General features: G+C 70.5%; 22 protein-coding genes and 1 riboswitch. Of the genes, 11 read left to right on the top strand and 11 right to left on the bottom strand.

The features are described 5' to 3' along the window. Positions 1-117 precede the first annotated feature (117 nt). From pabB to ACX80P_RS10155, 5 genes are read right to left on the bottom strand one after another with little or no spacing between them, the layout of a single operon-like run. Positions 118-2,187 (bottom strand): aminodeoxychorismate synthase component I, encoded by a 2,070-nt coding sequence (pabB, locus tag ACX80P_RS10175; RefSeq protein ID WP_459277956.1) that lies wholly within the window; start codon positions 2,185-2,187, stop codon positions 118-120. Between the two features lie 2 nt (positions 2,188-2,189). Continuing rightward, the gene (locus ACX80P_RS10170) at positions 2,190-2,807 is read right to left on the bottom strand and encodes a LysE family transporter (protein ID WP_459277955.1); all 618 of its coding nucleotides are present in this window, start codon (positions 2,805-2,807) and stop codon (positions 2,190-2,192) included. A gap of 39 nt (positions 2,808-2,846) precedes the next feature. After that, positions 2,847-3,341 (bottom strand): low molecular weight protein-tyrosine-phosphatase, encoded by a 495-nt coding sequence (locus tag ACX80P_RS10165; protein ID WP_459277954.1) that lies wholly within the window; start codon positions 3,339-3,341, stop codon positions 2,847-2,849. A 23-nt stretch (positions 3,342-3,364) separates the two neighbouring features. After that, positions 3,365-4,162, bottom strand: coding sequence for a methyltransferase domain-containing protein (locus tag ACX80P_RS10160; RefSeq protein WP_459277953.1), 798 nt, complete (start codon positions 4,160-4,162; stop codon positions 3,365-3,367). A 10-nt stretch (positions 4,163-4,172) separates the two neighbouring features. Next, complete coding sequence (locus ACX80P_RS10155; RefSeq protein WP_459277952.1) at positions 4,173-4,661, bottom strand: MarR family winged helix-turn-helix transcriptional regulator; 489 nt, start codon at positions 4,659-4,661, stop codon at positions 4,173-4,175. A 103-nt stretch (positions 4,662-4,764) separates the two neighbouring features. Between ACX80P_RS10155 and ACX80P_RS10150 the strand changes: the two genes are divergently transcribed. From ACX80P_RS10150 to ACX80P_RS10140, 3 genes are all read left to right on the top strand, one after another. Continuing rightward, a complete protein-coding gene (locus ACX80P_RS10150) occupies positions 4,765-6,918 on the top strand; it encodes an MMPL family transporter (protein ID WP_459278198.1) in 2,154 nt (717 codons plus the stop codon). Positions 6,919-7,080: 162 nt separating this feature from the next. Continuing rightward, positions 7,081-7,725, top strand: coding sequence for a nucleoside/nucleotide kinase family protein (locus tag ACX80P_RS10145; protein WP_459277951.1), 645 nt, complete (start codon positions 7,081-7,083; stop codon positions 7,723-7,725). Between the two features lie 182 nt (positions 7,726-7,907). Beyond that, positions 7,908-8,375 carry a hypothetical protein gene (locus tag ACX80P_RS10140; protein WP_459277950.1) on the top strand — a complete coding sequence of 156 codons (468 nt, stop codon included), beginning with the start codon at positions 7,908-7,910 and terminating at the stop codon, positions 8,373-8,375. Here the strand turns inward: ACX80P_RS10140 and ACX80P_RS10135 are convergent. Next, positions 8,346-9,206, bottom strand: a complete 861-nt coding sequence (locus tag ACX80P_RS10135) for a response regulator transcription factor (RefSeq protein ID WP_459277949.1) — start codon at positions 9,204-9,206, stop codon at positions 8,346-8,348. The genes ACX80P_RS10140 and ACX80P_RS10135 overlap by 30 nt on opposite strands. 110 nt (positions 9,207-9,316) lie before the next feature. Continuing rightward, a riboswitch (cyclic di-GMP riboswitch) is annotated at positions 9,317-9,391 on the bottom strand. Positions 9,392-9,505: 114 nt separating this feature from the next. After that, positions 9,506-10,402 carry a LysR family transcriptional regulator ArgP gene (locus tag ACX80P_RS10130; RefSeq protein WP_459277948.1) on the bottom strand — a complete coding sequence of 299 codons (897 nt, stop codon included), beginning with the start codon at positions 10,400-10,402 and terminating at the stop codon, positions 9,506-9,508. Between the two features lie 69 nt (positions 10,403-10,471). Here ACX80P_RS10130 and ACX80P_RS10125 point away from each other — a divergent pair, with 69 nt between their 5' ends. Further along, entirely contained in the window at positions 10,472-11,077 is a 606-nt protein-coding gene (locus ACX80P_RS10125; RefSeq protein WP_459277947.1) for a LysE/ArgO family amino acid transporter, read from the top strand. Between the two features lie 34 nt (positions 11,078-11,111). Here the strand turns inward: ACX80P_RS10125 and ACX80P_RS10120 are convergent, their stop codons facing one another. The 3 genes from ACX80P_RS10120 to ACX80P_RS10110 form a co-directional block, all read right to left on the bottom strand. Further along, a complete protein-coding gene (locus ACX80P_RS10120; RefSeq protein WP_459277946.1) occupies positions 11,112-12,032 on the bottom strand; it encodes a carbohydrate ABC transporter permease in 921 nt (306 codons plus the stop codon). 72 nt (positions 12,033-12,104) lie between these two features. Then, on the bottom strand, positions 12,105-13,070 hold the full coding sequence (locus ACX80P_RS10115; protein WP_459277945.1) for a carbohydrate ABC transporter permease: 966 nt from the start codon (positions 13,068-13,070) through the stop codon (positions 12,105-12,107). Next, a complete protein-coding gene (locus tag ACX80P_RS10110; protein ID WP_459277944.1) occupies positions 13,070-14,377 on the bottom strand; it encodes an ABC transporter substrate-binding protein in 1,308 nt (435 codons plus the stop codon). Before ACX80P_RS10110 ends, ACX80P_RS10115 begins: the two co-directional genes overlap by 1 nt. Positions 14,378-14,486: 109 nt before the next feature. Here ACX80P_RS10110 and ACX80P_RS10105 point away from each other — a divergent pair, with 109 nt between their 5' ends. Together ACX80P_RS10105 and ACX80P_RS10100 are read left to right on the top strand one after the other, a co-directional pair. After that, positions 14,487-16,040 carry a YcaO-like family protein gene (locus tag ACX80P_RS10105; RefSeq protein WP_459277943.1) on the top strand — a complete coding sequence of 518 codons (1,554 nt, stop codon included), beginning with the start codon at positions 14,487-14,489 and terminating at the stop codon, positions 16,038-16,040. Continuing rightward, on the top strand, positions 16,030-16,887 hold the full coding sequence (locus ACX80P_RS10100; RefSeq protein WP_459277942.1) for a polysaccharide deacetylase family protein: 858 nt from the start codon (positions 16,030-16,032) through the stop codon (positions 16,885-16,887). The genes ACX80P_RS10105 and ACX80P_RS10100 overlap by 11 nt, the downstream gene beginning before the upstream one ends. A gap of 107 nt (positions 16,888-16,994) precedes the next feature. Here ACX80P_RS10100 and ACX80P_RS10095 read toward each other — a convergent pair whose 3' ends face one another. Continuing rightward, positions 16,995-17,216: a hypothetical protein gene (locus tag ACX80P_RS10095; protein ID WP_459277941.1), complete on the bottom strand. Its 222-nt coding sequence runs from the start codon at positions 17,214-17,216 to the stop codon at positions 16,995-16,997. Positions 17,217-17,339: 123 nt separating this feature from the next. On the opposite strand from ACX80P_RS10095, the gene ACX80P_RS10090 reads away from it, so the two are divergent. From ACX80P_RS10090 to ACX80P_RS10070, 5 genes are all read left to right on the top strand, one after another. Then, a complete protein-coding gene (locus tag ACX80P_RS10090; RefSeq protein WP_459277940.1) occupies positions 17,340-17,702 on the top strand; it encodes a cupin domain-containing protein in 363 nt (120 codons plus the stop codon). A 65-nt stretch (positions 17,703-17,767) separates the two neighbouring features. Further along, complete coding sequence (locus tag ACX80P_RS10085) at positions 17,768-19,081, top strand: DUF2252 domain-containing protein (RefSeq protein WP_459277939.1); 1,314 nt, start codon at positions 17,768-17,770, stop codon at positions 19,079-19,081. A 138-nt stretch (positions 19,082-19,219) separates the two neighbouring features. Further along, positions 19,220-21,091, top strand: a complete 1,872-nt coding sequence (dnaK, locus tag ACX80P_RS10080) for a molecular chaperone DnaK (RefSeq protein WP_459277938.1) — start codon at positions 19,220-19,222, stop codon at positions 21,089-21,091. A 2-nt stretch (positions 21,092-21,093) separates the two neighbouring features. After that, positions 21,094-21,756 (top strand): nucleotide exchange factor GrpE, encoded by a 663-nt coding sequence (locus ACX80P_RS10075; protein WP_459277937.1) that lies wholly within the window; start codon positions 21,094-21,096, stop codon positions 21,754-21,756. A 187-nt stretch (positions 21,757-21,943) separates the two neighbouring features. Then, positions 21,944-22,939, top strand: coding sequence for a DnaJ C-terminal domain-containing protein (locus ACX80P_RS10070; protein WP_459277936.1), 996 nt, complete (start codon positions 21,944-21,946; stop codon positions 22,937-22,939). Positions 22,940-22,952 lie beyond the last annotated feature (13 nt).

The following is a 22,952-nucleotide window of genomic DNA, read 5'->3' as shown; positions in this document are numbered from 1 at the left end:
AGGATCCGCTTGACATCCGCCCTCGGGGAGGATCGGCCCCGGACGCGTGTCCCGTGCAGGGTCATCGGGGAGAGGCAGTCATGGTCCGCCCCCACCGCCCACCAGCCCTGCGGCCGGTCATCGGTGCCGTCCCGGCGCCGCGGCCGGGGCATCGGAGGGGAAGTCGGACCCCAGGGCGGACAGGACACCGCGCGCCTTCGTCCGCACCTCGGCCCATTCCTCGTTCGGGTCCGAGTCGGCGGTGATCGCCCCGCCGACGCCCAGCGTGAGGCGCGTGGCGTCGCCGTCGTCCGCCAGCACGAGCGTGCGGATGACGACGGCGAGATCCGTGGCGCCGGTCAGGCTGAAGTACCCGGCGGCGCCCGAGTAGGGGCCGCGAGGACCCTGCTCCAGGCGGTCCAGGATGCCCATGGTGCTGATCTTCGGCGCACCCGTCATGGAGCCGGCCGGGAAGGCGGATGCGACCACCCCGGCGCGCGCAGTGCCGGGGCGCAGGCGGGCGTCGATGCTGCTCACCATCTGGTGGACGGTGGCGTAGGACTCGATGTCGCACAGCCGGCTCACGGTGACCGAGCCCGGGACCGCGTGGTGCGAGAGGTCGTTGCGGAGCAGGTCGACGATCATGATGTTCTCCGCGCGGTCCTTCGCCGAGCCCCGGAGGTCCTCGAGCAGGGCGGCGTCCTCCGCCGGGTCCGCGGACCGCCCGCGCGTGCCCTTGATCGGTTCGGCCCGCATGCGGCCGTCCTGCGTGAGCCTGAGGAAGCGTTCGGGGGAGGTGCTGGCGACCGCGAAGCCCGGGAAGCGGAGGTAGTGCGCGAAGGGCGCCGGGCTCGCGGCGCGCAGGCGGAGGTAGGTCGCCAGCGGATCGAGGCGCTCGACCCGCGACGAGAGCGACGTCGTCAGGCAGACCTCGTAGGTGTTGCCGTCGGCGATCTCGGCCTGCGCGCGCCGGGTCTTCCCGAGGTACTCCTCGCGGGAATCCCGGGCGGTGAAGCGGGGCGCCGGGGGCGGGGCCGACGGCGGGACGGGCGCCGGGGCCGCGACGGCCCGGCGCGCCTCCGCCAGCCAGGCCTCACGGTCCGGGTCGCGCCGGCCATCCGCGAGCGTGAGCAGGAAGACGGCACTCTCCGCGTGGTCGACGACGACGGCTCGGCCCGCGAAGAGCAACGCGGCGTCGGGGAGGGCCCCGGCCGGGGTCGGCACGGCCGAGCCTCCCGTCTCCCGCTTGAGCTCGTAGCCGAGGTAGCCCAGCCACCCCAGCGCGAAGCCGCAGTCGAAGCCCTCCGGGGTGCGGACCGCCCGGCGGCCCCAGACGTCGTCGAGCCAGCGGAAGAAGGGCTCGCGGATGCGCGTGGTGACCGGGCCGGCGGTGATCTCCGTGGTGCCGTCCCGGTGGAGGGCCTGCTGCCCGAAGACGCCCGACGCGTCCGCCAGGATGCTGAAGCGATTCCGCCCGTCCGGCAGGGGCGTCGCGGTCGCGGCATCGGAGCTGTCCAGCCAGACCGCCGCGGGGGACGCTCCGTACAGGGACGAGAACAGCGCCGCGGTGTCCGGTACAGCGTCGATGCGCTCGCAGTCCAGCCGGAGCCCGCGCCGGCCCGCGCGCTCCGGCGCGAGCAGGATCGCGCACGCCGGCACCCCGGTGAGGGCGAGGCGGACGGCGTGCGGTGACGGGACCCCCCGGTGGCCCTGCACGACGACGTCGGCGGCGGCCCCGGGATCGTCGTGCGCGAGCCAGGCCTCCTCCTGGTCCGCCCAGCGCTGCCAGAAGGGCACATAGGCCTCGCCGTCGCGTGCGATCGCGGTCCGGTGCCGTACCTCGGCGTCCGCCTCGATCCAGATGACGGCGTCCAGGTGGGGCCGGGCCGCGGCAGCCGCCGCTCCCACGCCTTCGAGGAGTACGATCTCGGCCGGCGCCGTCGTCCGTTCCGGGCCGTCCTGCCCGCGGTCCCAGTCCCAGGCGCTCCAGCGGGCCGGCCGGCCGGCCCGCAGGGGGCGCAGCACGCGCTCCACGTAGCGGCCGATGCCGTCGTCGAGCCCGTCCCAGCCCGGGTAGATGTCCTCGAGGTGGAAGACGCTGACGCTGTGGTGTTCGCGGAGGAGTGCGGCGAGCTCGACGGCGAGGGTGGTCTTCCCGGCCCCGGACCGCCCGTCGAGGGCGATGAGCAGGGGCGCGTCGGAGGGCACGGTCAGGCCGCGGCGAGCAGGGCGCCGACGCCCACGAAGAGCGAGCCGAAGGTGCGGTTGAGGATGACCTGCCCGCGGTCGTCGCGCGTGAACCGGCGGAACGAGCGGGCGGCACCGGCGTAGAAGAACCACATGACGAGCACGTCGATGACGACGACGGTCACGGCCAGGACGGCGTACTGCGCGAGCAGCGGGCGGTCCGGGCGGATGAACTGCGGGATCAGGGCGAGGAAGAACACGATGGCCTTCGGGTTGAGCAGGTTCACCCAGAGGCCGCGGCGGGCCATCGAGAGTGCGCCCTCGTCGACCTGCCGGGCGCGGACGTCGCCGGGCTCCGGTGGAGCGAGGAACTTCCGCACGCCCAGGTAGACCAGGTACGCGGCGCCGGTGTACCGGATGAGGTTGAAGGCCAGCGGCGAGTTGGCGACGAGGAGGCCGACCCCCGCGCCGGCGATCCCGACGTGCACCAGCAGGGCCGCCTGCTGGCCGAGGATCCCCCAGATGGAGCGGCGGAACCCGACCGTCAGCGCGTTGCTCATGGTGTTCACGGCTCCCGCCCCGGGCATGAAGCTGATGAGCGTCTGGGCGCCGAGCAGCGCCAGCCAGAGGGAGGGATTCACCCGTTCATGGTACGCATCGCCGGCCGGGGCGGCGGAACGCTACGCGCCGAGCTCGTTGCGCACGAACCGGACGACGCCGTCCACCGCTCCGTCGACCATCCGCCACGTGGCGTCGAAGTCGCTGGCGTCCCCGTACCAGGGGTCGTAGATGCCGAGGTCCTGCAGGTCCGTGTCCGTGGTCGACGGGTCGAACTCGCGCAGGAGGTGGATCCTGTCCCGTGCGTCGCCGTCGGGCGCGTCCCGGCGCAGCACGCGGTAGTGGTCCAGGTCCAGGGCGAGGATGAGGTCGCGCTCGTGGTACCAGTCGGCCTCGAAGCGTCGGGCACGGTGCAGGTGGCTCTCGATGCCGAGTTCCGCCAGCCTGGCTGCCGCACGCCGGTCGATCGGCCGGCCGGCCTCCCAGTCGGTGGTCCCCGCGGAGTCGACGGCGACGTCGTCCTGCAGGCCCGCCCGCCTGAAGGCGTGCGCGAGCATGAGCTCGGCCATGGGGGAGCGGCAGATGTTGCCGGTGCAGACGGTGACGATGCGGTACATCCCGCCAGCCTATCGGCGGCCGGTCAGGCGCGCGCGAGGATCTCCACGCTCGGCAGGAGGAACACGCCGTCGTCCGCGCGCCCCCACCTGCGCCACCCCTCTGCGAGGCCCTGCAGGGTGGGCTGGTCGGCGAGGCCGCGCTCCAGGGTCTGTTCCGCGAAGGCCGAGTGCAGCACGCGCTCGGCCCAGGACTCCGCGTACGCGCGCCGGTCCGCCGGGGTGGCGTACACCCACGTCGACGACGACACCTCGACCTCCGCGAAGCCTGCCGCAGCCGCCCACCCGGGGAGGCGCCGACCGGCGTCGGGCTCGCCGCCGTTCCCGCGCGCCAGCCCCCCGTAGAGGTCCCGCCACGCGTCGAGCTCGGCCACGGCGGGATACCAGGTCATCGCGCCGAAGTCCGCCTCGCGGGCGGCCACGATCCCGCCGGGCCGCACGGCGCGCCGCATCTCCCGGAGCGCCGCCACCGGATCGGCGAGGTGCTGCAGCAGCTGGTGCGCGTGCACGACGTCGAACGACTCGTCGGGGACGTCGAGGTCGTACACGTTGCCCTCGCGGAACTCCACATTGGCCACGTCCGCGTAGGTGTCCGACGCCTGCGCGACCACGTCGGCGGACCGGTCGAGGCCAAGCACGGACCCGGGCGCCACGAGATCCGCGAACCCGGCGGTGATGCTGCCCGGCCCGCACCCGATGTCCAGCAGGTCCATCCCGCTCTCGAGGAGGGGTTCGAGGTAGGCGGCCGAGGACGCGACGGTGCGCAGCGCATGCGCGGACGTCACGCTCGGGTGGTGTCCGTGGGAGTAGACCTCATCACTCATGCTTCGAAGGCTAACCGTCGGGCCGGTCCCCAGCCAGCCCGACGCCGTCCCGCGCCTCGTCCTTCGCGGCGATCGTGGCGTCGGTGACCTCCTGCATCATGTCCCGCAGCAGGCCCAGCTGCTCGTCGGTGTACCGGTCGAGGACGCCGTTGATGTGGCGGGCGAGGGGCGCGAACAGCATCGCGCCGGTGCTGAGGGCCTTGTCGGTCATCTGGAGGTGGACCTGCCGCCGGTCCGTCTCGCTGCGGCGCCGCGTGACATGGCCGGCGGAATGGAGGCGGTCGACCAGGGCGGTGGTGGCCGGCGAGCTCAGATTGAGTTCCTCGCGCAGCAGCCCGGGGGTGACGGTGAGGCCGGCCCGCGCCGCGCCCATCATGATGCTCAGGGCGTGGAGATCCGTGCGGTACAGGCGGTCGCGGTCACTGACGGCCTCCACGTAACGCTCGGTCTCGATGGTGAACTGCCGCATGAGTGCCATGAGTTCGTCCCTCGCGGCCATGAATCCTCGCCTTCTTCTTTCCCTCCAGCTTAGGCCGATTCCCTTTATCTCCATCATAGATATACTTTGTTGCAGAAGGAATCCGAGGAAGGCGTTGACATCGATGAAGAACAAGTGGTTGCGGGTGCTCCTGCCCGTCGTCGTGGTGCTGATCTGGCTGGTCGGTGCCGCGGTGGGCGGCCCCACCTTCGGGCGGCTCGAGGAGGTCTCGAGCAACGACCAGGCGTCCTTCCTGCCGGCCAGCGCCGAGTCGACCGAGGCCGGGGAGCTGCAGCAGGGGTTCAGTGACTCGGACGCCCTCCCCGCAGTGATCGTCGCCGAATCGGACACCGCGATCGACCCGCGCGACCTCGGCACCTACGAGGAGCTGGGCGCGACGCTCGGGGAGGTCGAGGGACTCCAGCCCCCGGCCGAGGGGGCGCCGGCGGTCGCCGGTCCCATCCCCTCGGAGGACGGGTTCGCCGTCCAGTACATCGCCTTCGTCTCCGCCGACGCCGAACTCACCGAGGTGGTCGGCGAACTGCGCACCATCCTCGACGACGAACTGCCCGACGGCGTCACCGGCTACGTGACCGGCCCCGCCGGGCTCACCAACGACCTCGTCGACGCCTTCGGCGGGATCGACGGCATCCTGCTCGCCGTCGCGCTCGGCGCGGTGTTCGTCATCCTGCTCGCCGTGTACCGGTCCATCGTGCTGCCGTTCCTCGTCCTGCTGACGTCGGTGTTCGCCCTGGCGACGTCGATCCTGCTGATCTTCGGGCTCGCGAAGCTCGACGTGATCCAGCTCAGCGGCCAGAGCCAGGGCATCCTCTCGATCCTCGTGATCGGCGCGGCAACGGACTACGCGCTGCTGCTCGTCGCCCGGTTCAGGGAGGCCCTGGTGGGGAACGCGACGAAGTGGGAGGCCATGCGCGAGGCTTTCCGTGGTTCCTTCGAGCCGATCCTCGCCTCCGGCGCCACCGTGATCCTCGGCCTGCTGTGCCTGCTCTTCTCCGACCTCAATTCGAACCGGAGCCTCGGGCCGATCGCGGCCATCGGCATCGCCTTCTCGCTCGCCGCGGCACTCACGCTCCTGCCCGCGCTCCTGCTGCTCCTGGGCCGGGCGGCCTTCTGGCCCATGATCCCGCGCCACGACCCCGCGGCGGCCGCCGTCGTCGCGCCCCACCACGGCAGGCATGCGGCGGTGACGGATGCGGGGCCGGAGACCGGGCTCGAACAGCTCAAGGGCCTCTGGCGGCGTGTGGCCCTGCTCGTGGCCCGCCGACCCCGCGTGCTGTGGATCGCGTCCGTGCTCGTCCTGGGCGCAGGCGCCCTGGGGCTGACGCAGCTGCAGGCGAACGGGGTCCCGCAGTCCGCCGTGATCCTGACGCCGTCCAATGCGGTCGACGGCCAGGAGGCCCTTGCGCGCCACTTCGACGCAGGCTCCGGCAGCCCCGTCTACGTGGTCGCACCCGAGGCGGACCAGGCCGCGACGCTCGACGTCGTCACGGCGCAGGCGGGCATCTCCGACGTCGCCCTGACCGCGGACCGGAGCGGCGCCGCCGTCGTCCAGGACGGGCGGGTCCTCATCAGCGGGACGCTCGCCTACCAGGCCGACTCCGAGGAGGCCGAGGACGTGGTGCGTGAGCTGCGGACCGTGCTCGACGACGCCGGCGGAGGAGACGCGCTCGTCGGCGGTGTCACGGCGGTGGCGATCGACACGAACGACACCGCGCTCGCGGACCTCGTCAAGATCATCCCGATCGTCCTGTCGGTCATCCTCGTCGTGCTGATCCTCCTGCTCCGCTCCGTGCTCGCCCCGGTGCTCCTCGTGGCCAGCGTGGCGCTCTCCTACGCGACGGCCCTCGGCGTCTCGGCGCTGGTGTTCAACAACGTCTTCGGTTTCGAGGGGGCGGATGCGTCCGTGCCGCTGTTCGGCTTCGTGTTCCTCGTGGCCCTCGGGGTGGACTACAACATCTTCCTGATGACCCGGGTCCGGGAGGAGGCCCTCCGCATCGGCACGCGGCCCGGCATCCTGCGCGGACTCGGCGTGACGGGCGGCGTCATCACCTCGGCCGGCGTGGTCCTCGCGGCGACGTTCGCCGCGCTGGGCGTGATCCCGATCCTGTTCCTCGCGCAGATCGCGTTCATCGTGGCCTTCGGCGTCCTCCTCGACACCATCCTCGTGCGTTCGCTGCTCATCCCCGCGCTCTCGTACGACATCGGGCCGAAGATCTGGTGGCCGTCCAAGCTGGGCATGGTGCCGTCCCCGCGGTAGGGGTTCCGACGCCCGGCCGGGTTTCGGGTGCTGGGAGCGCAGCCGTGACGGGTCCCCGCAGCGGACCGGGACAGACCCGGGTCCGCGGGGAGCTTCCCGTCTCACAGCCCCCTCACATGGTGGGTGGAGATGCCTCCTAGGATCTGTCGGTACAAGTGGAGGATGACTCCCCGAGGCCGCACCGCCGGGCCCAGCCGCGTCGTGGTCGCGGTCGTGGGGATCGACGGCGCCGGCAAGACGACGGCAACCCGCGCGCTTGGCGACCTCTTGGGAACGGCGACGCCCGCCCTCGTCCTCGCCAACCCCTCGGGGCGGCGCACGATGACGGCGTGGACGGCGCAGCTCGGCATCGCCGTCCCGCCACGGATCCTCGATCTCCTCGAATCGGTGGTCCGGGCAGCCAACGTGCTCGCCAATCACGTGCGGGCCCGCCGGTTCGACGGCGTCGTGATCCTGGACCGGCACCTGTACTGCCAGCAGGCACTGCGCGCCGCCCGCGGATTGCCGCGCGGCAGGTTGCTCGCCCTGCTGACCCGGCTGCTGCCGGCCTCGGACGTCGTCGTCTTCCTCGATGTCAGCCCGGAGGAGGCCGCCCGCCGGATCACCGCCCGGGGGACCGACACCGAACGCGTCGAGGACCTGCGGGCCTACCGCGACGGCTATCTGGGGCTCCCCGAGTTCACCGGCTTCCGGCGCGTGGACGCCGACGGGCCTCTGCTCGCTGTCCTGGACGAGCTGGAACAGATCATCCAGGGACGGCGGCAGCACCCGATGCCGACCGCAGGGCGGCGGGCCTCGTCCGGCTGATCCGAGGACGCCGACGGGTGCCGCGCCACCCCCCCCCCCCCCGCCCCGGTACGGGGGTCCGGTACGGGGGTGCTGAGGTGAAGCGCAGTGGTCCTGCCGGGGAACGGTATGTTCCAGCGCAAGCTTTGCGCAAGAACGCCCGGGGATGCACGCCGCGCACCCGCCCTCGGTACCCTTGGATCGTGCCCCTACCTTCGACTCCGTCAGGCCCTGACCAGTATCAGGCGCGGTACCCCGCGGGCGGCGCGGCACGCCTTCCTGATGATGCAGGGCAGCCCCTTGCCGGATCCGGGACGGCCGCGCCCCTCGTCGATCCCACCGTCCTCGCGGACATGGTGCGCGATTTCTCCGACCCCGCCGTCGTCGCCCGGTTCGCGCAAGATTTCTGCGCGACGCTGGAGGGCAAGATCGAGCGGTTGGAGTCGCGGCTCCGGGACGGCGACGCCCCGGGCGCTGAGGATGCCGTCCTCAGCGTGACGACGTCGGCCCTGATGGTGGGCGCGGTACGCCTCCACCACGCTGCCCGCGCGACCCACAGGCTGATCGGCGCCGCCGACATCGAGGGCGCCCGGCGCACGCTCGCCCTGCTGCACGCATGCGCAGCCGGCACGCTCCGCGAGCTACGGGCGGGCTATCCGGACGGACCGTGATGCGGCGTCGGTCGGGGGCTCGTCCGTGCTCCTGGGCATGATGCGGAACCCCACGCCCCGCACCGTCGTGATGAGTTCCGGGCCGCCGTCGAAACGCGCCAGCTTCTGACGGAGATTCGCGACGTGCACCTCGATGGCGCGCTCGTCCGTACGGCTGACGAAGTTGTACCCCCGGTAGTCCGCTCCCCGGGACACACGGACCAGATCCTCCTTCGTCCGCACGGCGCCGTTGCTCCGCATCAGGTCATGAAGCAGGTTGAACTCGGTCTTCGTGAGCTGCAGCTCCACCCCGTCGCAGCGGGCGATGCGCGCGTCGCCGTCCACCACGATGCTTCCGTTCCGCAGGAGGTTCGCGGACTTCACCTGCACGGTGTCGCCGCCGTCGGACGCTGCGGACGCCGCGGGGGCCGCGGACTGGCCCGGCGGATGCTTCGCGTTCTGCTCGACGCGGGGGCGGCGTAGCATCGCGTCGATACGCGCCCGGAGTTCGCGGGGCCGGAACGGCTTCACGACGTAGTCGTCGGCTCCTGCCTGGAGCGCGGTGAGGATGTCCATCTCGTCGCTGCGGCCGCTGAGCACGATCACGTAGCAGTCGGTGCTGTTGCGGATCCGACGCAGGACCTCGTACCCGTCGATGTCGGGAAGCCCGATATCCAGGGTCACCACCATCGGGTGCTCCTGGCGGACGACGGCGACGCCCTCGCGCCCGGTGGTCGCACTGCTGACCACGAAGCCGCCCTGCTCGAGGACGGCACAGACCAGGTTCCGGATGTCGAGATCGTCCTCGATGACGACAGCCGCGCGGCGGTCTCCGGGTGCCGGGCTATTCATCGCGTGCTGTCCCGGGACGGCCGTGCAGGGCGGCCGGTGCCTGCGGGCAGGCCGGTGGAGGAACGGTGGGGACTTGGCGTGTCCGAGGCATATTCCATGGACCTGTTCTCTTCGGCGGCCCGGCTGACCTCGAGGGTCCCGTGGCTTTGCGTCCCCGGCTCGCACCGGGTTTGCCTTTGTCGACGAGCGGCTGCTCGCCCGACGATAGTAGCAACCCCCACCGACACCTTTGTAGCCCGTCCGGGAGCGGCGTCGAAGCGTGGCGCCACGGGCGCCCGCCCGAGGAGCCGCCCTCGCGGTCAGCTCCTCCGCGCACGCGGTCGGAGGAGCGGTGCGGCGGCCTGCAGCACCGCTTCGCCGACAGCGGCGAGAGTCGTGGAACCGTGGCGCCATTGTTGCCAGTACAGCGGGACGTCCACGTGGCTTCCCGGGTCGAGCGGGACGAGGTCCCGCGGGTCGGAGCGCAGCTCCAGGTCGGACAGGAGGCCCCACCCCATGCCGAGGCGGACCGCATCCGCGAATTCCTGTGCCGCGGGTACGTAGTGGCGGGGCGGATCAAGGGACCGGCGGGTGCGTGAACGCAGGTACTGGTCCTGGAGGTCGTCCTTGCGGTCGAAGAGCACCACGGGGGCGAGGGAGAGCCGTTCGGGCGTCGCCCCGGCCGCGAACCAGGTGTCCCTGAAATCCGGGGAGCAGACGGGCACGTAGCGCATGACGCCGAGCGGCTGCGAGGAGCACCCCGGCACGGGGGAGGCCACGGAGGTGATGGCCGCCGAGGCGGCTCCGCTGCGCAGCAGTTCGAGCGAGTACTCCTCGTCCTCCCGCAGGATCTCGAGTTGCAGGGTGTCCGCGACCCGGGCGAGGGCCGGCAGTACCCAGGTGTGCAGCGAGTCGCCGTTGACCACGATCGTGATGCGCCGGTGGGCATCGTTCCGGGAGGAACCGAGCTCGGCGGCGAGATCCGCCGTCAGCAGGTCGAGCTGCCGCGCGAAGCGGATGATCGACCGGCCTGCGTCGGTGGGGCGCAGGGGTCGCGTCCGGGTGACGACCGGGCGGCCGACGGCCGTCTCGAGGGCGCGGATCCGCTGGCTGATCGCCGAGGGGGAGACGGACAACCTGGAGGCTGCTGCCTCGAAACTGCCCTGGTCGATGATGGCCGCGAGAGCCTCGGCCTGGCCCGGATCGATGGATTTCATAAGCCACTCTTACCATGTTGAAGAATCTTTAGCTGGCCTGAAAATGGAGGGCGGGCCTAGCGTGAGTCCATGATGTCCACTGCGGCCACCGGCCTCGCCGCCGGCCTGACCCTGATCGTCGCCATCGGTTCGCAGAACGCCTTCGTGCTGCGCCAGGGCCTGCGGCGATCCCACGTGGCGCTGGTCGTGACGGTGTGCGCCGTCTCCGACCTCGTGCTGATCGTCCTCGGCGTCGGAGGGCTGGGGGCGGCGATCGAGCGGGCCCCCGTGATCCTGGAGGTGGTGCGGTGGGCCGGTGCGGCCTTCCTTGCCGGATACGCGGCCCTGGCCGCCTGGCGCGCTGTCCGGGGCGAGCGACTCGACGTGGGCGGCGGACCCGCATCGATGTCCTGGCGCGCCGCGCTGGGGACCTGCCTCGCCCTGACCTGGCTCAACCCGCATGTGTACCTGGACACCGTCCTGCTGCTCGGATCCCTCGCGAACACGCACGGCACGCCGGGGCGGTGGTGGTTCGCCGCGGGCGCCGCCCTCGGCAGCGTCCTCTGGTTCTCGGTGCTGGGTGTCGGCGCCCGCTTCCTGGCCCCGGTCTTCGCCCGCCCCTGGGCCTGGCGCATCCTGGATGCGGTGATCGCCGCCGTCATGCTCCTGCTGGCCGTGCTCCTCGTCCTGCGATAGCGCGGGCGTCGGGGGTCGGGAGCCTGCCCTGCGCCTACCGGATGCCGCTGCGTGCCAGGCCCTGCACGAAGTATTTCTGGAACGCCAGGAACATGAGGATGATCGGCGTGATGGACACCAGTGCCAGCGCCATGATGGCGCCGTAGTCCGCGCCGTACTGTCCCCTCAGGTACAGCAGGCCGATGGGCAGGGTGAAGAGCCGGCTGTCCTTGAGCGCGATGAGTGGCCACGCGAAGTCGTTCCACTGGTACATGACCGTGAGGAGCACGAGCACGGCGATCAGCGGTTTGCACAGCGGGAGGATGATCTGCAGGAAGATCCGGAGGGTACCCGCGCCGTCGACCTTCGCTGCCTCGACGAGTTCGTCGGGGATGGCGATCATGAACTGGCGGGCGAGGAAGATCCCGAACGCGGAGGCGGCGGACGGGAGGATGACCGCCCAGAACGTGCCGTAGATCCCGAGTTCCGTGACGAGGCGGAACTGCGCCACCATCAGCACCTGGACGGGGACCATCATCGTGCTCAGCACCAGCAGGAAGATCGCTCCCTTGCCCCGGAAGTCGAGCTTGGCGAAGGCGTAGCCGGCCAGCAGGTTCACGGTCACGGTGAGGACCGTGACGATCGCGGTGATGACCACGGAGTTGCCGAACCACGTGGCCGTCGGGAAGCGGCTGAAGATGGTCCGGAAGTTCTCCAGCGTCCACTCCGACGGCCAGATGCGCAGCTCGCGGCTGAAGACATCCGTGTTCGGGGAGAAGGCGAGCGTCACCATCCAGTACAGCGGGAACATCATGACGAGGCCCACGACGACGGCGGCCACGAGCCGGGCGGCCGCGGAGGCACGCTGGGCGGGCGAGACCCGCTTGACGCGGGGGACGACGACGTCCGCTGCGGCGGTGGGCGCGGCGGCGCGGACCGTCGGGTCGCCGCCTTCGGAGGGAGGTGGATGCGCCATGGTGAATCCTGTCCTGGTGGGCTCGTGATCCCCGGAAGTCCCGGGAGCAGTGGCGGCCGGGATCACGCGCAGCTAGCCGGTCGTGTCGCGGGTGCGGTTGCCTCGCCATTGGATCGCGGTGAAGACGAGGGTGAGAAGGAAGATCACGATGCCGATTGCCGCCGCGTAGCTCTGGTCGCGGGTGACGAAGCCGTTCTCATAGGCGTAGGTGACGAGCACCGACGTCGAGCGGCCGGGACCTCCCCCGGTCATCACGAAGATGGTGTCGAAGACCTGGAAGGAGTAGATGACGTCCATGATCAGCAGGAAGAACGTGGACGGGCCGACGAGCGGCACGGTGAGATAGCGGAACTGCTGCCATGAACTCGCTCCCTCCAGCGTCGCCGCCTCGTAGAGCTCCGGGGAGATGCTCTGCAGCCCGGCGAGGTAGATGACCATGTTGAACCCGACGCGGATCCACAGGGTGACGAGGACGACCGAGGCGAATGCTGCAGACCCCTGCGACTGCCAGGGGATGCCCGCCAGACCGCCCCCGCGGAGCAGTTTGTTGATGATGCCCGTCGCCTCGTCGAAGAGCAGTACCCCCATGAGTGCCGTGGCGACGCCCGAGATGACCATCGGCAGGTAGATCAGGGTCCGGAAGAGCCTGCGACCCGGAAGGACGGAGTTCATGAGGACGGCGAGGGCCAGCCCGAGGGCGAGGCTCGCGGGCACGGTGATCACGGTGAAGGCCGCGGTGTTGACCGCCGACTGCCAGAACGTCGGGTCGGTGACGAGCCGCTGGTAGTTCTGCAGCCCCACCCAGCCACTGGCCCCGAAGCCCTTGGATTCCTGGAAGCTGATCAGGAAGGCCCACCCCAGGGGCAGGAAGAGGAAGATCCCCAGCAGCACCAGGTTGGGTCCCAGGAAGCCGTAGGAGGCGAGGGTCCGCCGGCCCCGGGCGGCTCGCGCGGGCCGGGCCGCATAGGTGGCAACCGGCGGGGGCAGCCCCTGCATGTCACCGGTGGACTCCTCGCGGGCCGACGTGCCGGCCGACATCAGCCGGCTGCCTCATCCACAGCTGCCGCGATGTTCGCCAGGGTCTCCTCGACGGGTTGGCCCTGCGTGAAGGCGGCCTCGAGCTGGTCGCGCAGTTTCGGATTGATGGCCGCCATCGCGGGGGAGGTGAGCTGCTCCACGTCGGACGGCTCGAGGGTGGTCGCCTGTTCGACCCAGATGCCCGCGATGTCGGGCCGCGTCTGGTAGTCGAGTTCCGTGTCGACGAGGCTGTTCAGGGTGGGCAGTTCCATGGCGCGTGCACAGAAGTCCGACATCTGGTCGGGCTGGGTCATGAACTTCAGGAACTCGGCTGCCAGCTCGGGGTTCCGGGCGTTCTTCGTGGCCACGAGGGCGTTGCCGCCCAGGTCGCACGCACCACGCTCATCACGGGGCAGATAGGTGGCACTCCATTCGAAGTCGGTGATTGCCTCATCCAGGCCCGGAAGCACGAAGTTGCCCACGAAGGCCATCGCGGTGGTCCCGGCGGAGAAGGCGCTGTCCGCGTAGGTGGAGGACTTCACGGAACTGCTGGGAGGTACGAGGTCGTCGGTGAAGAAGCCCTGCGTGAACTCCAGCGCCTTCGCCCCGGCGTCGGACTGGATGGCCGACCCCGTGAGATCGTCGTCGAGAAGCCGGCCGCCGGCCTGGAAGAGCCAGCTCAACCAGCGCGTGGAGCCGCCGAGCTGCCAGTTGTAGACGAAGGGGTAGAGGTCGTCAGGGAGCGAGCCGCGGAGCTGCTCCGCGACCTGCCGGAACTCCTCCCACGTCCACGCGGAGTCCAGGCTGTCGGGGACGCCCGTGATCCCGGCCTGCTCGAAGAGGTCGGTGCGGTAGACGAGGGCCGAGGTGTCGGTCTGGTGCGGGACTCCGTAGGGCTTGCCGTCGAACTGGACCGCCTGCCACATGGCGGGCAGGAACTCTTCCCCGGCCGCCGTGTCGATGTAGCTGCTGAGGTCCAGGAGCTGGTCCTGGCTGCTGTAGGCACCGATGGTGCCGTAGTCGACGCGGAACAGGTCCGGCGCCGTGCCCGCCTGCAGTTGGGCGTCGATGTTCTGGAAGATCTGTTCGTAGGGCACGAGATTGAGTTGGACGTCGACGCCGGAGTTCGCTGCCTTGAAGGCGTCGATCCCGCGGCGGAAGCCCTCCTCCTCGGCAGGACTGCCCCAGGTGGTGAAGCTCAGGGTCTTCTCCCCGCTGTCATCACCGCCGGTGTTCGCGCCACCCGAGAAACCGGCGCATCCGTTCAGCGCCGCCGCCGCCGCGAGGAAACCTGCTCCGCCAAGGATCTGCCGCCTGGAAACCGTCATCGTCCTGCCTTTCGGGTGAGGTAGGTCACAACCTACAACACCGTTCCGACACTGCAGAGGGGCAGGAGCCCCCTGACGGGACCGACGGACCGTGTGCTCTACTGGGGGCATGACGGACAGGGGCGGGCCCTCTCGACCGGCTGGGGGAGCGCTGGCCGCGGCCGCAGACGCCTATGAGACCGCTCTGCCGGGGTTGCGTGCGCAGTTCGCCATCGACGGCCTCGACCGGGCAGGAGTCCCGACATGGGCGACGTGGTGGCGAAGCCCGGTCGGGGCGCTGGGCGGGATCGGGTACGGTGCGTCGGCGGCGCACGCGCGGGTCGGCGCCCTGGGCGAGACGGTCGAGAACGCCTTCTCCCTCCTCGCGGCGGCGCGCCTCGAGCGGACCGTGGCGTCCTACCGCGAACTCCGACGCCGTCGCGGCCCGGCGGGAGTCGCCGATCCACGGACCCTGGGGCTCCCGGCGGGCTCCCCCTATCACGAGGACATGGTCCTGGCCTGGCTGCCGATGCGCCGTGCCCGGGCCGGTCGAGGCGGCCCCGGTTCGCCCCGGACGGGCGTGCCGACCCTTCAGCTCGACGAGGACGCCGTGCTCGTCCCGGTCGATCTCGTCGCGAGCAGCCCGTCGGAGCTGAACGGCCGGGATGCAGGCGGGCGCCTCCTGATGCCCGTCGCGAACGGGATGGGAGCGGGCACGAGCCTGCGGCAGGCCGTCGTCCACGGCGTCCTCGAGATCCTCCAACGCGATGGCAACGGTCTGACGTTCCGGGCGCTCGACCGGGGCGCCGTCGTCGACCTGCGCCCCGGCGACGGGGACGCCGGGACGCGCCGGGCGCTCGAAGCCCTCCGCAGGGCCGGGGTGGAGGTGATGGTGAAGCTCGCCTCGATCGACCGGGGGGTACCCAACCTCTACGTCGTCGGGTACGCGCCCGGCGACGATCTCGTCGTCGCTACGGCATGCGGGGAGGCGGCACACCCCGACCGGGAGGTGGCGCTGCGCAAAGCGGTGCTCGAGTTCGCTTCCGCCCGGGCACGCAAGGCGTTCATGCACGGTCCCCTGGGCGCGGTCCGACGGGTCGCCCCGCAGGACTACCTGGACGACGCGCTGACCGTCGTCGATCCGGCGGCCGAGGAGCCACGCGTCCTCGAAGCGACCCTGGCCTGGCTGACCGTCGGCCCGGAGCAGGATGCAGCGGTGCGCGCCCGCCTCGACGCGACGGTGTTCTCCCGCCGATCCGTCGTGCGGTTCCACGACCTGCCCTCCAGCCCGACGGCCGACCCGTTGGCGCTCATGGCGGGGCGTGGCCTCGAGGTTCTCGTCGCCGACCTGACGCCGCCCGGATCCACCGACGACGACGGCGCGGCTCGGGCGGTCAAGGTCGTGGTGCCCGGGACAGAGGTCGAGACCGTCGCCTACGGCCGGATCGGCGAGGCAGGGGTGCGGCGACTGGTCGACGACGGTCGGGACGATCTTGCGCGCGTGGGCCGACGGCCCGAAGGCGACGGGTGGCGGGAAGTGATCCTGACGTCCGAAGCCGCCGAGCGTCTCGGTGGCCCGGCGTGGCTGGATCGTGACGCCGTCGACGCCGCCGCGGCCGGACTGCTGCCGCTGTACCGGGAGCCCGGCCGGCACGCCGCCCGACTCGTCCTCGGTGAGCGTTGATGCTCCCGCATCCATGGCGGACGCGACGATGAGCGGCGGCCAGGACGCCGGCGAACTCGAGACGTACATCCTCGACCAGGGTGGACGGCCCGGCGGAGCACCCGTGGTCCTGCTCGACGACACCGCCGTCGCGGCCGGAGCCGACCCGTCCAGGTTGATCCCCGGGATCCTGCGCCCACTCCCGGAACCGATCCGACGGCCCACGCCGTTCACGTACGAGGCCTACGTCCTGCAGAGCGTCCTCGGGGAACATCTGCTCGAGAGTGAAGGCGCCGGCTGGTCCCGGGACGAACTGTCGGCGATCCCGCGCCTGACCCTGAACTTCCACGATGTCTCACCGGAGCACCGCGGGATCGCGGACGGACGGCTGACCGGGCTGGCGCGGCTCCGGGATCTCCTGGAGGAGGGCGGGACCGCAGGGCCCTGCCCGCGCATCGTCGTTCTCCTGTTCGACGGGTACAGGGATGCCGCAGAGATGGTCGTGCCGATCTGCGAACGACTCGGTCTCCCCGTCGTGATCCTGCCGATCGCCCTCGAAGTCGCGGATCACCGTGCCGGCACCGTGGGCGACGACGAGCTGGCCCGGTTGGCTCGGAGACACACGCTGGGCTTCCACACGCTCACCCACCGCTCGGCAGACGAGATCACACCCGCGTCCGTGACCTCGGAAGTGACCGACGTCGTGCGCCGGCTCACCCGTCTCGCCGGCCGCGCACCGCGGGTGGGTGCGTGGTGCGGCGGTGCTCGATTCGACGACAGCCTGCTCGGGAACCGACGACTGCTGGAGCTCGGGGTCACCGAACTGGTCTCGAACTGGTCCTGGGAGACGATCCGCCGCGGCTCCTGATCCCTGAAGTGCGAGGTCACGGTACGGAGGACCGTCCAGCGCGACAAGGCCACGCGGCGACCTCGACGGGGTGGCACGAGCGTCGGTGGCGACCGCCCTGCCCGCGGCTACTCCTGGTTGGCGCGCTCCTCGATCCAGTCCGTCGCCGCGTCGGAGAGGAAGAGGCCGTCGGGGCCTCGCTCACCCATCCACCAGGACTTGGAGGCCACCAGTCCGCCGGCGTTGCTGATGTCGGCGACCACTTCGGGGGTGAGAGCCTCCCCGTTGTGGGCGATCAGCCAGTCCCGGCTCTGCGGCGTGACGCTGTTCCACCAGTGTTCGAGATCCATGCCCGCCAGTATGGCATCCGCGGGCGTTCTCCCCGGCGCGCCGCCACGGTGGACGCCTCGCCCCCTAGACTTGCCAGCACCGACCGGTCGGACCCGCGACAGGAATGGATCACAGGAGGCACCATGCCCGACGTCGAGTCGGCTCTCGCGAAGGCACTCCGCGGAGCAACCACCAGTGACAAGGGCCGCTCGGCGGAGATCCTCGTCCATGACGGGCCCCTTCGTCAGACCGTGATCGGGCTCAGGAGGAGTCAGGTCCTCGCCGAGCACAATTCCCCGCCTGCTGCGAGCATGTATGTCCTGCGGGGTCGGGTGCGGGTCACCGGACAGGACCCGTCCGAGGTGGCTGCCGGGGAGATCGTCGCGCTGACCCACGTGCGCCATGGTGTCGAGGCGCTGGAGGACTCGGTGTTCCTGCTGACCACCGTGACCAGCCAGGCCGGTGACAGCCACGGAGGCGATCCGCGCGGGGACCACCGCGAGTAGTCCACGGCCGGCTCGCCGCGGGTGGGGCACTCCGCGATGACGGGCGACGCGCGTACGGTGGCCTGATGGCAGCCACCGAGTCCCGTCAGCAGCACATCGTCAGCACCCTCGTCGAGGCCCACCGGGACCTCATGGGCGCGGACCCCCTCGCCTTCCGGGCACGCTTCCGGAAGATGGCAGCGGATCCCTACGCCTTCTACCGGGGCAGCGCGGCCCTGTTCTACACCGACATGGCCCGGCTCGACGACGCCTGGGCGGACGAGCGAACCAGCCGGGTCTGGATCCACGGCGACCTGCATGCAGAGAACTTCGGGACCTACATGAGCAACGAGGGCCGGCTCACCTTCGACGTCAACGATTTCGACGAGGCGTACGTGGGCCATTTCTCCTGGGACCTGCGCCGCTTCGTCGCCTCGCTGACGCTGCTCTGCTGGCAGAAGGCGCTGCCGTCGCAGTCCGTACGCGACCTCTCGCGCGTCTACCTCGAGGCCTACCTCGGCCGGGTCGCTGACTATGTGGACGACGAGCAGTCCGCGTTCGCCTTCGGGCTCGACAACACCGACGGGCCGGTCTACCAGGTCCTCCAGCAGGCCCGGGCGGCCCGGCGGACGCGACTCCTCGACGCCCTCACGCTCATCGAGGACTACGAGCGGAAGTTCCGCGACGACGGATCCATCCGGGTGCTCGACGACGACGAGCACCGGGAGGTGGCCGACGCCTTCGACCGCTACCTCCGTACGATCCCCGACGGCGAGCGGTCCCGGCGTCAGGTGTTCTACCGGGTGAAGGGCATCGTCGGCAAGAAGGGGTTCGGGATCGGCAGCGCAGGCCTTCCGACCTACAACGTGCTCATCGAGGGCTTCGACGAGGCCCAGGAGAACGACATCATCCTGACGATGAAGCAGTCGAACATCGCCGCGCCCAGCCGGATCGTCGACGACGAGCGGGTCCGCGGCTACTTCGAGGACGACGGACACCGTGCCGTCATCAGCCAGCGGTCCCTGCAGACCCACACCGACCCGTTCCTCGGCTACACGACCATCCGGGGGGTCTCCTTCGTGGTGTCGGAACTCTCGCCCTACAAGCGGGACCTGTCCTGGGAGGACCTGACCGAGCCCGAGCAGATGGTGCCGGTGCTCGAGGCCCTCGGCCAGGCGACGGCGAAGATCCACTGCTCGACCGACGAGGACAGCGACCATGATCTGGTGCCGTTCCGCACGGAGACCGCCATCCTCGCCGTCGTCGACCGAGCGCGCGAGGACTTCCTCGAGGACATCGTCGCGTTCGGGGAGGCCTACGGCGAGACGGTGCGCGAGGATCACACGCTCTTCGTCGACGCCTTCCGCGAAGGGCTCATCACCGCCGTGCCGGCCGCCTGACGGCCGAAGTTGAGTCGGCGGGACTCAACTCCGTTTTGACCTGGCCCGGCCGGCCCGTATAGTTGAGTGCAGAACGCTCAATCTACGCGCCCGGCGGATGAGCGCCTCGCAAACCCCGGGCAGTCGAAAGGAACTTGCATGTCACGTGCAGTAGGTATTGACCTCGGAACCACCAACTCGGTCGTCTCGGTTCTCGAAGGCGGCGAGCCCACCGTCATCGCGAACGCCGAGGGCGCCCGCACCACGCCGTCGATCGTCGCATTCTCCAAGTCCGGCGAGGTCCTGGTCGGCGAGATCGCCAAGCGCCAGGCCGTCAACAACATCGACCGCACCATCGCGTCGGTCAAGCGCCACATGGGCACCGACTGGACCATCGCCGTCGACGACAAGAAGTACACGCCCCAGGAGATCTCGGCGCGTATCCTCCAGAAGCTCAAGACCGACGCCGAGAGTTACCTCGGCGAGAAGGTCACCGACGCCGTGATCACCGTTCCCGCGTACTTCAACGACGCCGAGCGCCAGGCCACCAAGGAGGCGGGCGAGGTCGCCGGCCTGAAGGTGCTGCGCATCGTCAACGAGCCCACCGCCGCGGCCCTCGCCTACGGCCTCGACAAGGGCAAGGAGGACGAGCTGATCCTCGTGTTCGACCTCGGCGGCGGAACGTTCGACGTCTCCCTGCTCGAAGTCGGCAAGGACGAGGACGCCTTCTCCACGATCCAGGTCCGCTCGACCGCCGGCGACAACCGCCTCGGCGGCGACGACTGGGACCAGCGCGTCGTGGACTACCTGCTCTCGCAGGCCAAGTCCAAGGGTGCCGACCTCTCCAAGGACAAGATCGCGCTGCAGCGCCTGAAGGAAGCCGCCGAGCAGGCCAAGAAGGAACTGTCCTCGGCGACGTCCACCAACATCTCCCTGCAGTACCTCTCGGTGACGCCGGACGGACCCGTCCACCTCGACGAGCACCTCTCCCGCGCCAAGTTCCAGGACCTCACCAAGGACCTGCTGGACCGCACGAAGAAGCCGTTCCACGACGTCATCACCGAGGCCGGCATCAAGGTCTCGGACATCGACCACATCGTCCTCGTCGGCGGCTCCACCCGCATGCCCGCCGTCAGCGAGCTCGTCAAGGAGCTCGCCGGTGGCAAGGAGCCCAACAAGGGCGTCAACCCGGACGAGGTCGTGGCCGTTGGCGCCGCACTGCAGGCCGGTGTCCTGAAGGGCGAGCGCAAGGACGTCCTCCTCATCGACGTCACCCCGCTGTCCCTCGGCATCGAGACCAAGGGCGGCATGATGACCAAGCTCATCGAGCGCAACACGGCCATCCCCACCAAGCGCAGCGAGACCTTCACCACGGCCGACGACAACCAGCCGTCCGTGGCGATCCAGGTGTTCCAGGGCGAGCGCGAGTTCACCCGCGACAACAAGCCCCTGGGCACGTTCGAGCTGACCGGTATCGCACCGGCTCCGCGCGGCGTCCCGCAGGTCGAGGTCACCTTCGACATCGACGCCAACGGCATCGTCCACGTGTCCGCCAAGGACAAGGGCACCGGGACCGAGCAGTCGATGACCATCACCGGAGGGTCATCCCTCTCCAAGGAGGACATCGACCGCATGGTGCGCGAGGCCGAGGAGCACGCCGCCGAGGACAAGAAGCGCCGTGAGGCCGCCGACATCCGCAACGGCGCCGAGCAGCTCGCCTACTCGGTGGACAAGCTCATCGCCGACAACTCGGACAAGCTGCCCGAGAACGTGAGGACCGAGGTCCAGGCCGACGTCGACGCCCTCAAGAAGGCCCTCGAGACGCAGGACAACGACGACGAGGTCAAGACGGCCTTCGAGAAGCTGCAGGCGTCGCAGTCCAAGCTCGGTGAAGCCATCTACGCCTCGGCGCAGCAGGAGGCCGGCCAGCCCGGCGCCCCGTCCGCCGACGACCAGCCAGCCTCCGCCGGTGCCGACGAGGACATCGTCGACGCCGAGGTGGTTGACGAAGACACCAACGAGAAGAAGTAGTCATGCCGCACCACGGAAATGAAGAAGAGCACCAGTCAGAGCCGGTGACCTCATCCGACAACCGGAAGATCGACCCTGAGACAGGCGAAGTCCGTGGGCAGCACAAGGACGCAGGCGAGCCGGCCGCGGAGGAATCCGCGGCCGGGGCGCAGGCCGCTCCGGCGGCCGACGCTTCCGAGGGGGATGCACTGGCCCAGGCCGAGGCCATCCTGAACGAGGCAGGCGCCGACGGCGAGAGCAACCCCGCGGTGGACGTCGTCGCCGAGCTCCGCAACGACCTGCTCCGCCTGCAGGCGGAGTACGTCAACTACCGGCGGCGCGTCGAGCGTGACCGGGACGTCGCCCGCGACCAGGCGGTCATCGGCGTCCTGAACTCGCTGATGCCCGTCCTCGACGACATCGACGCCGCACGCCAGCACGGCGACCTCGCGGAGGGCCCGTTCGCGGCGATCGCCGGGAAGCTCGAGAACGTCCTGAAGACGTACGAGCTGACCCCCATCGACGAGGTGGGCGTCGCGTTCGACCCGACCATCCACGAGGCGCTCATGCAGCAGCCCAGCGCGGACGTGCAGGCCGACAGTGTCAGCCAGATCCTCCGCGCGGGGTACCGCAAGGGGGAGCGCGTCCTGCGGGCCGCCCAGGTGATCGTGGCAGTGCCCGAGTAGCTCTTCCCGCCGGGTGGGATGGTCTTCCCGGGCCAACGAAATTCCTGCGCTCGCAGAGCTCGCGGAGGAATATTAAAGGCCCTACAGAAGACCACCCCACCCGGCTTTCCCGACGTGGTGGGTGCAGGAAGCTGCGACCACCACGTCGGCCCCAATTTTTCAGCAGTACAACGGAAGGAGACGCCCATTGGCCAGTCAGGATTGGGTCGACAAGGATTTCTACAAGATCCTGGGTGTCTCCAAGGACGCGTCCGGTGACGACATCAAGAAGGCGTACCGGAAGCTCGCCCGCAAGCACCACCCCGACCAGAACCAGGGGGCTGCGGCGTCGGAGCGGACGTTCAAGGACGTCTCCGAGGCCTACTCCGTGCTGTCCGACGCCGAGCAGCGCCAGCAGTACGACGCTATCCGCGCGATGGGCGGCGGCGCCCGCTTCTCCGCCGGCGGGGCCGGCGGCGGCCCGGGCGGCGGCGGCGGCTTCGAGGACGTCTTCGGCAACCTCTTCGGCCAGGGCGCCGGCACCCGCCAGCGCACGGGCTTCTCGAACGGCAACCTGCCCCCGGAGTTCGCCGACCTGTTCGGCGGCGGGGGCATGGGCGGCGGCGGTTTCCCCGGCGGCTTCCAGTCCACGCGCCCGCAGAAGGGCGCGGACCGCACGGCGAGCACGTCCATCTCCTTCGCGGGTGCCATCAACGGCACGACGATCGGCCTGCGCGAACCCTCCGGGGAGCAGATCGACGTGCGCATCCCGGCAGGCATCCGCGACGGCCAGAAGGTCCGCGTCAAGGGCAAGGGCCAGCCGGGCCAGGCCGGCCCCGGCGACCTCATGGTCAGTGTCAGCGTGAAGGAGCACCCGCTCTTCAAGCGCGACGGCGACAACATCCGTGTACACGTACCTGTCAGCTTCCCGGAGGCGGCGCTCGGCGCCGAGATCCAGGTGCCGACGCTCTCCGGCGAGATGGTCACGATGCGCGTTCCCGCCGGCACGCCGTCGGGCAGGACCCTCCGGCTGAAGGGCCGAGGGGTCAAGACGTCGAAGACCACCGGAGACATGCTGGTGACCGTCGACGTCGTCGTCCCGCAGAACCTGTCGAAGGAGGCGCAGGACGCCGTGGACGCGTTCCGCGCCGCCACGCGGGACGCCGATCCGCGGGCGGGCCTGGCCGCGAAGGCGCGCCTGTAGCAGTACGTCCGAG

Source organism: Arthrobacter arabinosi (assembly GCF_054511115.1).
The sequence above is the reverse complement of the archived record's forward strand: the minus strand, read 5'-3'. Positions and strand labels throughout refer to the sequence as shown.

What these genes read in the sequence shown, in the direction of transcription:
- ACX80P_RS10160 (WP_459277953.1), bottom strand. Translation starts at nt 4,162, where the DNA reads ATGAGTGATGAGGTCTACTCCCACGGACACCACCCGAGCGTGACGTCC.
- ACX80P_RS10130 (WP_459277948.1), bottom strand. Translation starts at nt 10,402, where the DNA reads ATGAAATCCATCGATCCGGGCCAGGCCGAGGCTCTCGCGGCCATCATC.
- ACX80P_RS10105 (WP_459277943.1), top strand. Translation starts at nt 14,487, where the DNA reads ATGACGGACAGGGGCGGGCCCTCTCGACCGGCTGGGGGAGCGCTGGCC.
- ACX80P_RS10150 (WP_459278198.1), top strand. Translation starts at nt 4,765, where the DNA reads ATGAAGAACAAGTGGTTGCGGGTGCTCCTGCCCGTCGTCGTGGTGCTG.
- ACX80P_RS10085 (WP_459277939.1), top strand. Translation starts at nt 17,768, where the DNA reads ATGGCAGCCACCGAGTCCCGTCAGCAGCACATCGTCAGCACCCTCGTC.
- ACX80P_RS10090 (WP_459277940.1), top strand. Translation starts at nt 17,340, where the DNA reads ATGCCCGACGTCGAGTCGGCTCTCGCGAAGGCACTCCGCGGAGCAACC.
- ACX80P_RS10165 (WP_459277954.1), bottom strand. Translation starts at nt 3,341, where the DNA reads ATGTACCGCATCGTCACCGTCTGCACCGGCAACATCTGCCGCTCCCCC.
- ACX80P_RS10095 (WP_459277941.1), bottom strand. Translation starts at nt 17,216, where the DNA reads ATGGATCTCGAACACTGGTGGAACAGCGTCACGCCGCAGAGCCGGGAC.
- dnaK (WP_459277938.1), top strand. Translation starts at nt 19,220, where the DNA reads ATGTCACGTGCAGTAGGTATTGACCTCGGAACCACCAACTCGGTCGTC.
- ACX80P_RS10075 (WP_459277937.1), top strand. Translation starts at nt 21,094, where the DNA reads ATGCCGCACCACGGAAATGAAGAAGAGCACCAGTCAGAGCCGGTGACC.
- ACX80P_RS10155 (WP_459277952.1), bottom strand. Translation starts at nt 4,661, where the DNA reads ATGGCCGCGAGGGACGAACTCATGGCACTCATGCGGCAGTTCACCATC.
- ACX80P_RS10115 (WP_459277945.1), bottom strand. Translation starts at nt 13,070, where the DNA reads ATGTCGGCCGGCACGTCGGCCCGCGAGGAGTCCACCGGTGACATGCAG.
- ACX80P_RS10135 (WP_459277949.1), bottom strand. Translation starts at nt 9,206, where the DNA reads ATGAATAGCCCGGCACCCGGAGACCGCCGCGCGGCTGTCGTCATCGAG.
- ACX80P_RS10110 (WP_459277944.1), bottom strand. Translation starts at nt 14,377, where the DNA reads ATGACGGTTTCCAGGCGGCAGATCCTTGGCGGAGCAGGTTTCCTCGCG.
- ACX80P_RS10125 (WP_459277947.1), top strand. Translation starts at nt 10,472, where the DNA reads ATGATGTCCACTGCGGCCACCGGCCTCGCCGCCGGCCTGACCCTGATC.
- ACX80P_RS10145 (WP_459277951.1), top strand. Translation starts at nt 7,081, where the DNA reads ATGACTCCCCGAGGCCGCACCGCCGGGCCCAGCCGCGTCGTGGTCGCG.
- ACX80P_RS10120 (WP_459277946.1), bottom strand. Translation starts at nt 12,032, where the DNA reads ATGGCGCATCCACCTCCCTCCGAAGGCGGCGACCCGACGGTCCGCGCC.